14 protein-coding genes are annotated in these 10,459 nt (G+C 69.8%); 3 read left to right on the forward strand and 11 right to left on the reverse strand.

Features of this window, described 5'->3' with window-relative positions; genetic code table 11:
- From lgt to trpC, 4 genes are all read right to left on the reverse strand, one after another.
- Positions 1-846: prolipoprotein diacylglyceryl transferase (gene lgt, locus V6M46_RS08170; protein WP_332663624.1), on the reverse strand; the 846-nt coding region annotated here is incomplete at its 3' end.
- A 4-nt stretch (positions 847-850) separates the two neighbouring features.
- Positions 851-1,648, reverse strand: a complete 798-nt coding sequence (gene trpA, locus V6M46_RS08175; RefSeq protein ID WP_332663626.1) for a tryptophan synthase subunit alpha — start codon at positions 1,646-1,648, stop codon at positions 851-853.
- Complete coding sequence (gene trpB / locus V6M46_RS08180) at positions 1,645-2,871, reverse strand: tryptophan synthase subunit beta (RefSeq protein WP_332663628.1); 1,227 nt, start codon at positions 2,869-2,871, stop codon at positions 1,645-1,647. The genes trpA and trpB overlap by 4 nt, the downstream gene beginning before the upstream one ends.
- Before the next feature lie 77 nt (positions 2,872-2,948).
- A complete protein-coding gene (gene trpC, locus V6M46_RS08185; RefSeq protein ID WP_332663630.1) occupies positions 2,949-3,755 on the reverse strand; it encodes an indole-3-glycerol phosphate synthase TrpC in 807 nt (268 codons plus the stop codon).
- Positions 3,756-3,857: 102 nt separating this feature from the next.
- Here trpC and V6M46_RS08190 point away from each other — a divergent pair, with 102 nt between their 5' ends.
- From V6M46_RS08190 to V6M46_RS08200, 3 genes are read left to right on the forward strand one after another with little or no spacing between them, the layout of a single operon-like run.
- Positions 3,858-4,301: a DUF4190 domain-containing protein gene (locus V6M46_RS08190; protein ID WP_332663632.1), complete on the forward strand. Its 444-nt coding sequence runs from the start codon at positions 3,858-3,860 to the stop codon at positions 4,299-4,301.
- Positions 4,301-4,609, forward strand: a complete 309-nt coding sequence (locus V6M46_RS08195; RefSeq protein ID WP_332663634.1) for a DUF4190 domain-containing protein — start codon at positions 4,301-4,303, stop codon at positions 4,607-4,609. The genes V6M46_RS08190 and V6M46_RS08195 overlap by 1 nt, the downstream gene beginning before the upstream one ends.
- A 46-nt stretch (positions 4,610-4,655) precedes the next feature.
- Positions 4,656-5,468, forward strand: a complete 813-nt coding sequence (locus V6M46_RS08200) for a hypothetical protein (RefSeq protein WP_332663636.1) — start codon at positions 4,656-4,658, stop codon at positions 5,466-5,468.
- Between the two features lie 3 nt (positions 5,469-5,471).
- Here the strand turns inward: V6M46_RS08200 and V6M46_RS08205 are convergent, their stop codons facing one another.
- The 7 genes from V6M46_RS08205 to V6M46_RS08235 all read right to left on the reverse strand — a co-directional run.
- Positions 5,472-5,864: a DUF2752 domain-containing protein gene (locus V6M46_RS08205; RefSeq protein ID WP_332663638.1), complete on the reverse strand. Its 393-nt coding sequence runs from the start codon at positions 5,862-5,864 to the stop codon at positions 5,472-5,474.
- A 38-nt stretch (positions 5,865-5,902) separates the two neighbouring features.
- Positions 5,903-6,367 carry a DUF4190 domain-containing protein gene (locus V6M46_RS08210; protein ID WP_332663640.1) on the reverse strand — a complete coding sequence of 155 codons (465 nt, stop codon included), beginning with the start codon at positions 6,365-6,367 and terminating at the stop codon, positions 5,903-5,905.
- A 5-nt stretch (positions 6,368-6,372) separates the two neighbouring features.
- Positions 6,373-6,576, reverse strand: a complete 204-nt coding sequence (locus tag V6M46_RS08215) for an HGxxPAAW family protein (protein ID WP_332663643.1) — start codon at positions 6,574-6,576, stop codon at positions 6,373-6,375.
- A gap of 38 nt (positions 6,577-6,614) precedes the next feature.
- Complete coding sequence (locus tag V6M46_RS08220) at positions 6,615-7,190, reverse strand: Trp biosynthesis-associated membrane protein (RefSeq protein ID WP_332663645.1); 576 nt, start codon at positions 7,188-7,190, stop codon at positions 6,615-6,617.
- Positions 7,187-7,525: a phosphoribosyl-AMP cyclohydrolase gene (hisI, locus tag V6M46_RS08225; protein ID WP_332663647.1), complete on the reverse strand. Its 339-nt coding sequence runs from the start codon at positions 7,523-7,525 to the stop codon at positions 7,187-7,189. The genes V6M46_RS08220 and hisI overlap by 4 nt, the downstream gene beginning before the upstream one ends.
- A 23-nt stretch (positions 7,526-7,548) precedes the next feature.
- Positions 7,549-9,357 carry an ABC transporter ATP-binding protein gene (locus V6M46_RS08230; RefSeq protein WP_332663649.1) on the reverse strand — a complete coding sequence of 603 codons (1,809 nt, stop codon included), beginning with the start codon at positions 9,355-9,357 and terminating at the stop codon, positions 7,549-7,551.
- The coding region (locus V6M46_RS08235; RefSeq protein ID WP_332663651.1) for an ABC transporter ATP-binding protein at positions 9,354-10,459 on the reverse strand (1,106 nt) is incomplete at its 5' end. The genes V6M46_RS08235 and V6M46_RS08230, both read right to left, overlap by 4 nt.

The following is a 10,459-nucleotide window of genomic DNA, read 5'->3' on the forward strand; positions in this document are numbered from 1 at the left end:
AGACTCGTCGTTCTTCTCGTCCACGGGCTCTTCGGCCACTTGATCGGTCTGTCCCCGCTTGCGGGTCGCGATGAAGTACGCCGCCGCCACAGCGAACACGATGATCGAGGTCCAGACGTTGAGCCGGAACGGGCCGATGTGGTTGGCGGTGTCGATGCGCAGCGCCTCGATCCACACCCGGCCGGACGTGTAGAGCATCGCGTAGAGCGCGAACGCCCGTCCGCCGGTGAGCTTGACCTTGCGATCGATCGCGACGATCAGCGCAGCGGCGGCGAGGTTCCACAGCAGCTCGTAGAGGAACGTCGGATGGAACGTCGCGAACTGCGAGTAGCCGTCGGGGCGGTGGTCCGCGTCGATCTCCAGGCCCCACGGCTGGGTCGTCGGCTTGCCGAACAGCTCCTGGTTGAAGTAGTTGCCGATGCGGCCGATCGCCTGCGCGACCAGCAGCCCGGGAGCCAGCGCATCGGCCACCGAGGAGAACGAGACGCCGTAGCGTCGGCAGGCGATGTATGTGCCGACCGCCCCGCCGGCGACGGCGCCCCAGATGCCGAGGCCGCCCTCCCATATCTTGAGCGCGTCGACGGGGTTCTTGCCATCGCCGAAGTAGAGCTCAGGGTCGGTGGCCACGTGATAGATCCGAGCACCGACGATGCCGAACGGGATCGCCCAGATCGCGACGTCACCGATCAGGCCCTCGCGGCCGCCGCGTGCCTGGAAGCGCTTCTCGCCGATCCAGATCGCGACCAACGCGCCGATGATGATCCCGAGCGCGTACGCCCGCAGCGGGATCGGACCAATGTCCCAGACGCCCTCGGACGGACTGGGGATGTATGACACGAAGCTCACGTGACTAGGTCCTCTCGACGCCGGCGCGCAGGTCCTGGGCCAACCGGCGGATCGCCTCGAGCCCGGCGGACTCGTCCTCGGCATCCAGCAGACAGCGTACGAGGGCGGACCCCACGATCACCGCGTCGGCGAACGCGGCGACCTCGCGCGCCTGGTCGCCGTTGCTCACGCCCAGCCCGACACCGACCGGCTTGTCCGTCACCTTGCGCAGCCGCGCGACGAGCTCGGGGCCCAGCGCACTGGTCTGTTCGCGGGCTCCGGTGACTCCCATGACCGCCGTCGCGTAGACGAACCCGCTTGCCGCCTCGGCCGTCATCGCGAGCCGCTCGTCCGTCGACGACGGCGCGACCAGGAAGATCCGGTCGAGTCCGTACTGCTCCGAGGCGGCAAACCACTCGGCGGCCTCGTCGGGGATCAGGTCGGGCGTGATGAGGCCGGCTCCGCCGGCGTCGGCGAGAGCCTCGGCGAACCGGTTGACGCCGAAGCGCTCGACCGGGTTCCAGTACGTCATGACGACCGTCGGGGCGCCGGTCGCTGCGCTGGCGCGCACGACGTCGATCACGTCGGTCGTACGTGTGCCGGCGCGCAGCGCCTGGTCGGCGGCGGCCTGGATCGTCGGGCCGTCCATCACGGGGTCGCTGTAGGGCAGGCCGACCTCGACCAGGTCGACCCCGCCCTCGACCATCGCCTCGATCGCCTTGATCGAGAGCTCCTTGGACGGGAATCCGGCCGGCAGGTAGCCCACCAGCGCCGCACGGTTGGCCGCGCGCGTACGCACGAACAGCTCGTCGATCGAACTCATTCTTCGCTCCCCTGCTCGAGGACGACGGGCTCCTCGATCAGCCCGAAGTACTCCGCCGCGGTGTGCACGTCCTTGTCGCCACGACCTGACAGGTTGACCAGGATCGTCGAGTCGGGGCCGAGCTCCTTGGCCAGGACGAGGGCGCCGGCGAGGGCATGCGCCGACTCGATCGCCGGGATGATCCCCTCGGTCTTGCAGAGCAGGTCGAACGCCGACATCGCCTCGGCGTCCGTCGCCGGCACGTACGACGCGCGGCCCGTGTCGGCGAGGAACGAGTGCTCCGGGCCGACACCGGGGTAGTCGAGTCCCGCGGAGATCGAGTGAGACTCGATCGTCTGGCCGTCCTCGTCCTGCAGCAGGAATGAGCGCGCGCCGTGCAGGACACCGACATCGCCACCCGTGATGGTCGCGGCGTGACGCCCGGTCTCGACGCCGTCGCCGCCCGCCTCGATGCCGACGAGCCTGACGTCGGCATCGTCGATGAACGCCGTGAACAGGCCGATCGCGTTGGAACCGCCGCCGACGCAGGCCACCGCGGCGTCGGGCAGCGAGCCGGTCAGCTCGAGGACCTGGGCCCGCGCCTCGTCGCCGATGCCCCGGGTCAGGTCGCGCACCATGCTCGGGAACGGATGCGGACCCGCCGCGGTGCCGAACAGGTATGACGTCGTGTCGACGCTGGCGACCCAGTCGCGCAGCGCCTCGTTGATCGCGTCCTTCAACGTACGGCTGCCGGTCGTGACCGGGACGACCTCGGCACCGAGCATCTTCATGCGCGCGACGTTGAGCGCCTGGCGCTGCGTGTCGAGCTCGCCCATGTAGACGACGCACTCGAGGTCGAGGTAGGCGCACGCCGTCGCCGAAGCGACGCCGTGCTGGCCGGCGCCGGTCTCGGCGATCGCGCGGGGCTTGCCGATGCGCTTGGCGAGCAGGGCCTGACCGATGACGTTGCGGATCTTGTGCGCACCGGTGTGGTTGAGGTCCTCGCGCTTGAGCAGGATGCGGGCACCGGCCGCCTCCGAGAAGCGGTGGGCCTCGTACAGCGGGCTGGGGATGTTGGCGTACTCCCGCAGCATGCGGTCGAGCTCGGCCATGAACGCCGGGTCTGCCTTGGCGTCGGTCCAGGCGTGGTCGAGCTCGTCGAGCGGGGCGATGAGTGCTTCGGGCATGAACCGGCCGCCGAAGCGTCCGAAGTGCCCGGTCGGGTCAGGTTGCGCGTAGGTCATGTCGATTCATTCCTGGAGCAGTGGGGTCGTCTAGGCGGCTGGTGGGTGCGTGCGAACTGTTTCGACGCGACTTGCCTTTACCACCGGTGCTGCAGGGCGGGGTGCGCTCCTGCTGCGACGAGATCCGCGACAGTCGCCCGGGGATCGTCGCCGCGTACGAGCGTCTCACCGACGAGGACGACGTGCGCGCCGCTCTTGGCGTACTCGATGACGTCGTGGGGTCCGCGTACGCCCGACTCGGCGACCTTGACGACGCCGTCGGGGATGAGGGGCGAGAGCCGCTCGAACGTGCCGCGGTCGATCTCGAGGGTCTTGAGGTTGCGGGCGTTGACGCCGATCAGGTCGGCGCCGGCATCGACCGCGCGCTCGACCTCGGCCTCGTCATGCACCTCGACGAGCGGGGTGAGGCCGATCGAGCGGGCCCGCTCGATGAGGCTCTCGAGGGCGAGCTGTTCGAGGGCGGCGACGATCAGCAGGGCCATGTCGGCGCCGGCCGCGCGTGCCTCCCACAGCTGGTAGGAGGTCGTGATGAAGTCCTTGCGCAGCACCGGGATGTCGACGTTCGCGCGTACGGTCCGCAGGTCGTCGAGCGTCCCGCCGAACCGGCGCTGCTCGGTGAGCACGCTGATCGCCGCGGCACCACCGGCCGCATAGTCCGATGCCAGCCCGGCCGGGTCCTTGATCGCGGCCAGCTCGCCCTTGCTGGGGCTGGCCCGCTTGACCTCGGCGATGACCGACACTCCGTCGCCTCGGAACGCCGGCATCGGGTCGAGGGCTTCCTTCTGGCGAGCGGCCTGGGCCTTGAGCTCGTCGAGGGAGACCTGGTCCATGCGATCGCGGAGGTCTTCGGCGGCGCCGGCCAGGATCTCGTCGAGTACGGACACGGAACCTCCTCTGACGCGCGATGGACTTGTTCAAGAGTATCCCCGGAGGAAGTCACGTCATGCAGGGGTTCCCAGGTGTCGCGTTGTCACTATGCTCTCCGCATGACGACGAATGATCCGCCCCCTTACCCGGGCGAACCCAACCCGTCCACCAACAACCCTCAGAACCCACCGCCGCTGCCGAGCTATGGCTCGACGCCGGAGCCGCCGCCGGGGTCCTACCCGCCACCGCCGCCGGGGTCCTACCCGCCACCGCCGCCGGGTGGCTATCCACCGCCTGCGCCGGGTGGCTACGGCGCACCGCCGGAGAGCAACAAGAAGGCGCTGTGGTCGATGATCACCGGCATCATCTCGCTGTTCTGCTGCGGCGTGGTCCTCGGTCCCGTCGCCATCGTCCTCTCCAACCAGGCCAAGTCGGAGATCGCCGCCACCGGTGGCGCCCAGCCGGGCGCCGGTCAGGCGAAGGCCGGCCTCATCCTCGGCATCATCGGCATCGTGGGTTGGGTCATCTTCCTGCTCGTACGTTTGTCGACGATCAACGCCTGATGCCCGCTGAGCCCACCCCGCCTTCGGGCTCGCCCGAGGGCGGGGCCGGGCCGCCGACCAACAGCAAGGCGATCGCCAGCGTCATCCTCGGTGCCGTGGCGTTCCCCTGCCTGTTCATCCACCCGTTCCTGGCGTTCGTCCTCGCCGTCCCGTCGGTGACGTCCGGCCTGTACGCCCGACGCGAGATCAGGGACTCGAAGGGCGCCGAAGGCGGCGACATGACCGCGGTCGTCGGACTCACGATCGGGGCCACCACGATCGTGCTCGTGCTCGTCTCGTGGCTGATGTCGCCCTACTTCCTGGGTTGAACGAGAAAGCCTGTGCATCGCGGGCACGCGCCTCTATGCTCACGGCATGACGAACGAGCCACCCCCGTACCCGGGCGAACCCAACCCGTCCTCCGGTGACCTTCCGAGCTACGGCTCGACACCACCGCCGCCCCAGGGTGGTTATCCGCCACCGCCGCCAGGCGGCTACCCACCCGCACCGGGTGGCTATGGAGCAGCGCCCTACAGCGCGCCCGACGCGATCGGCTACGGCTGGCGCAAGTTCAAGGACAACGCCGGCGTCATGATCGCCGCGACGTTGATCGTCTTCGTGGGCGGGCTGGTGCTCGGAATCCTGTCGGAAGTCATTGCTCCGTCGCCGAGCTACTTCGCGCCCGGTGGTGATTTCGACTTCGACGCGGGCGCGACGGTCGCCTCCCTGGTGGCGCAGGCCGTCACCGGCACGTTCGTCTACATCCTGGTGGCGATGCTGACCCGGGGTGCGCTCGACGTGGTCGACGGTGGGAACTTCGACATCGGCAGAGCGTTCGGCGCGCTCGACATCGTCAAGGTGCTCATCACCGGACTGCTGCTCAGCGTGCTGAGCACGATCGGATTCGCGCTGTGCGTCCTGCCCGGCCTCATCTTCTCGATCTTCGCCTACTTCACGATCTACTTCGTGGTCGACAAGGACCAGGATCCGGTCCAGTCGATCGGATCGAGCTTCTCCCTCGTGGGGCGCAACTTCGGCGACGCCTTGCTCACCGGGCTGCTCGCAGTCCTCGTGCTCCTGGCCGGAACGTTGCTCTGCCTCGTCGGTCTTCTTGCCGCGATCCCGATCATCACGCTCGCCGGCGCCTACGCCTTCAGGCGGTTCCAGGGCGAGCCCGTGGCGCCGTAGCGGTCAGGGAGCGAGCCAGGAGCCCCACGGCGTGTTGCGGAGGATGCCGAACACCACCAGCACGCCGATCATGGCGTAGCCCGCCTTCAGGTTGAGCACCATCATCGGGTCGACCCTGCCGCGCAGCCGGCGCGCCACCCAGAGCACCCAGGCGACCGCGAGGACGGCGACCAGGGCGACCGCGAGGACGTTGCTGCTGATGGCGCCGATGACATCGCCGCGGGTCAGGTTGTTGACCGCCCGCAGGCCGCCGCAGCCGGGGCACGGCTTGCCGGTCAGCTGCAGGAACGGGCAGTAACCGTAGGACCCCGAGTCGTGCGGGTCGTGGAAGTGCAGCAGCACGGCGGCGCCCAGACCTGCTGCACCGACGAGTGCCGGGGCGCGGAGACTGGTCACCGTCACGCGGTGGTCAGCATCGAGCCTCGGCATCACGGTCACCCGCCCACTGCCACCGAGACGATGACCAGGACATCGACCGCCAACCACACGACCGTGCCGATGATGCCGGTGACCAGGCCGGCGGTCGCCATGCCCTCACCGGTCTGCGCGCCGTTGCTCAGCTTGATGTCCTTCTTGGCCATGACCGCGAGCACGATCGCGACGGGGCCGACGAAGACACCGAGGTAGCACAGGACGATCGAGACGATGCCGGTGATCATCGCCCACGTCGCCTTGCCGCTGTTGCGGGGTGGCGCGGCGTAGCCGTATCCCGGCGGACCATACGCGGGTTGCCCGTACGCGGGTTGCCCGTACGCCGGCTGGCCGTAGCCGGGCTGACCCTGCGGCGCCTGCCCGTAGCCGGGCGGCGGCGGAGGCTGCTGTCCCACAGGTGCCTGCTGCCCCGGCTCCTGCGGCTCGTCCGAACCCGGATAGCTGGGGTACTGCGGGGGCTCGGTCATGCCGCTCAGTGCTCGGCGTGTTCGGCGCGGTCCACGCCGAGACCCGCAGCCGACATGACAAGGCCGACGAGGCCTGAGCCGAGGGTGATGACGCAGCCCACCGTGAACCAGACCCAGTGCGGGTCGGGGATCAGAGCGACGCCGCCGATCGTGATGCCGGCGAGGCACAGCAGGACGGCGGTCCAGGCGGCGGGCGATGATCCGTGCATGGGTGTTGTCTCCTCGGTGGTCGTGATCTGCGCTCAGACTACTGGGTGGGATCGCGACCCTCGTCCAACGCCTTCCACATCTCGGCGTCGGACTGCGGAGCCGCGGCCGCGGGGCGTGCCGCGGGGGCGTCGTAGCGGCTGCTCATCGTCGGCCAGCTCGCTCCGAGCTTCGCCGTGACGCCGCCCAGCAGCGCAGCGATCACGAAGGCGAGTGCCGTGACGTACTTCCATGCCGACGTCGTGAAGTCGTGGTCACCTGTGCCGGTGAAGGCGGGTGACGCCTCGACGGCATGATCGACCGCGTTGTCGAGCGAGGAGCCGCCGAGCAGCACGACGACCGCCGCCGTCAGGGCGATCAGGACCGTGAACCCGCCGACCACGCGACGTACGCGTGGGGATGCGGCCAACACGGCCAGTGCTGCCGTCACGACGACCAGCGCGAGCGCCGAGACCAGCGGCTGCGCATCGGCGCCGGTGACGTCGACGGAGTCCGTCGGCAGGCCGTCGGTGGCGATCCGGACATGGGCCCAGGTGCGTGACGCGGCGAAGAACGCCAGACCGCCGGCGGCGAGCGTGCCGAGCACGACCGGTCCGTAGAGGCGGCGGGTGTTCACAACAGCTGGTCCCCGTCGAAGCAGGTGTGGGTACCGGTGTGGCAGGCGGGACCCGTCTGGTCGACCAGCACGAGCAGCGTGTCACCGTCGCAGTCGAGCCGGACCTCGCGCACGGCCTGGGTGTTGCCAGAGGTCTCGCCCTTGACCCAGTACGCCTGGCGGCTGCGGCTCCAGTAGGTGCCGCGGCCCGTCGTCAGGGTGCGGTGGAGCGCCTCGTCGTCCATCCAGCCGACCATGAGCACGTCGCGGCTCTCGGCATCCTGGATCACGGCGGTCACGAGGCCATCGGCATCGCGCTTGAGGCGCGCGGCGATGGCGGGGTCGAGGGAGCTCACGCCCACCAGTGTCTCAGGTGGGATCACACCGGATCGACGACCGGGTGGTGGCTCGCCAGCGACGCCTGGGCGACCCAGCTCGCGTGCAGGCGGGCGTAGACGCCGCCGAGCTCGACCAGCTCGTCATGAGTGCCGTCCTCGACCAGATGGCCGGCGTCGAACACCAGGACGCGGTCGGCGTTCTCGGCCGTGGAGAGGCGGTGCGCGATCGTGACGCTGGACCGGCCGTCGAGCAGCCGCTCGAGCGCCCGGGTGGCCCGCAGCTCGGTCTGGGGGTCGACCGCGCTGGTCGCCTCGTCGAGCACGATGAACTCGGGGTCGGCGAGCGCGGAGCGTACGAGGGCGACGAGCTGGCGCTCCCCCGCCGACAGCGACTCGCCGCGCTGGCCGACCTGGGAGTCGAGACCCCGCGGGAGCGAGGCGTACCAGTCGGTCAGGCCGAGCCGGGCGAAGACGCCGAGCAGCTCGGCCTCGGTCGCATCCTTCTTGCCGTAGAGCAGGTTGTCGCGCAGCGTGGCGTCGAACAGGAAGCCTTCTTGCGGCACCATCAGGACGTGCTTGCGCAGGTCGTCGAACGACACCCTGCTGATGTCGGTCTCGCCCAGGCGTACGACGCCGGCAGTGGGGTCCATCAGGCGAGTCAGCAGCTTGGCGAACGTGGTCTTGCCCGATCCGGTCTCGCCCACGACGGCGACCCGCTGCTGGGGTGGGATCTCGACGTTGACGTCCTTGAGCACGTCGGGCCCGCCGGGGTAGGCGAAGGTCACCCCCTCGAAGCGGGCGCCGAGCGAGCCGCTCGGCAACGTCGTGCCGGCCTCGCCGGGGTCGACGACATCGGCCGGCGTGTCGAGCAGCTCGATGACCCGGCGCCACGACGCGATCGCGTTCTGGGCGTCGGTCAGGACCTGCGTGGCCATCTGGACGGGACCGACGAACAGGCCGACGAGGAAGGCGAACGCGATGACGGTGCCCATCGACAGCTGCCCGGACAGGCCGATCGCCACGCCGAACGCGATGACCGCCGCATTGGCGAGTCCACCCGCCACGCCGGCGGAGGCGAATGTGACGGCGACGAGCTTCTGCGCACGCACATTGGCGTCGAGGTTGCGGGCGATGCCGTCGTCGACCCGCTGCTGGGTGCGACGCTCGATCGCGTAGGCGCGTACGACGGAGGCGCCGACGACGGGCTCGGCGATGACCGCGAGCATCTCGCCGACGGTGCGGCGCACGATGTCGTAGGCCCGGCTGAGCCGCTCGGCGAAGTACTTGAGGCTGATGCCCAGCGGCAGGAAGCAGACCCACACCACGATCGTCAGCTGCCACGAGAAGTAGGCCATGATCGCCGTCGCCATGAGGATCTGGCCCAGGCTGACGACCATCATGATGCCGGTGAACTGCAGGAACTGCGAGACCTGGTCGATGTCGGAGGTCACCCGCGAGACCAGCACGCCGCGACGCTCGGCGTTCTGCGTCAGCATCGACAGGTCGTGCACGTGCCGGAACGCGTCGACGCGCAGCTGGGCGAGTCCGCGCTCGCTGGCCACGAACAGGCGTACGCGCATCCAGTAGGCCAGCAGCCCGGACACGACGATCACGCCGAGAGCGGCCAGGAGGTATGGAGCGACGTCGCTCAGCTCGGTGCCGTTGCCCTCGCCGAGGCCGGAGTCGACGGTCTCCTTGATGACAATCGGCACGACCGACCCGCCGATCGTGCTGAGGATCGCCAGCACGAGGGTCAGCCCGAGGCCGTCCTTGATCGCCGGCGACAGCGAGAGCCCGCGACGCATGATCGCGACACCGGTCAGCCGGTCGGTCTGCGTGTCGGTGCTCATGACTCCACCTCCCGGGCATGGTCGTAGGCGTTGACGAGGTCGCGGTAGTCGGCGGACCGCGCCACGAGGTCGGCATGGCTGCCGCGATCGGCGATGACGCCCTCGTCGAGGAAGACGACCTCGTCAGCCAGCGCGATCGTCGCCTTGCGATAGGCCACGACGAGCACCGTCGGGCCGTCGTCGTCGGCCGTGTGGGCGGCGAGCGCCTTGAGGATGCGCTGCTCGACCTCGGGGTCGACCGCGCTCGTGGCGTCGTCCATCACCAGCAGGCGCGGCCGGCGTACGAGCGCGCGGGCCAGGGACAGGCGCTGGCGCTGGCCGCCCGACAGCGTCGTGCCGCGCTCCCCCAGCTCGGCCTCGAGGCCGGCCGGGAGGTTGGCCACGAACGCCTCCGCCTGGACCGTACGCAGAGCGGCCCAGACCTCCTCGTCCGTGAAGTCGCCACCGAGCGTGACGTTCTCGCGCACGCTGTCGTCGAACAGGAACGTGGCCTGCGGGACCACCGCGATCGCCTTGGCGAGCTCGCTGTGGGTGAGCTCGCGGATGTCGTGCCCGTCGACGCGAATCGCACCGTGCTGAGGATCGACGAGACGGGTAAGCAGCGACGTCAGGGTGCTCTTGCCGCTGCCGGTCGCCCCGACCACCGCGACGACCTTGCCGGGCTCGATCTCGAAGTCGATGCCGCGCAGGACGTCCTTGGCCGCGGTTCCCGAGCCTGTCGAAGGATCGGCGAAGCCGAACGTCACGCCGTCGACGTCGAGCGCGACGGGTCCCGTGCCGGGCAGCGTCCGCGAGCCGTAGGCCATGGATCCCTCGGCCTCGAGCACCGACGACACCCGCTCCCAGCCGACGACACTGCGCGGGAGCTCGCCGAGCACCCAGCCGATCGCCCGCACGGGGAACGCCACGACCGTGAAGAGGTAGGCGACCTGGACCACGTCGCCGGGGTCGGCAGCACCGCTGGCCACCCGCCCGACACCCAGCACGATGACCAGCAGGATGCCGAGGTTGGGCAGCGCCTCGAGCAGCGGGTCGAACATGCTCCGGATGCGACCCACCGCGATGTTGGCGTCGCGCAGCTCGTGCGTGACCCGGGTGAACC

The organism is Aeromicrobium sp. (assembly GCF_036676885.1).
Lineage (GTDB): Bacteria > Actinomycetota > Actinomycetes > Propionibacteriales > Nocardioidaceae > Aeromicrobium.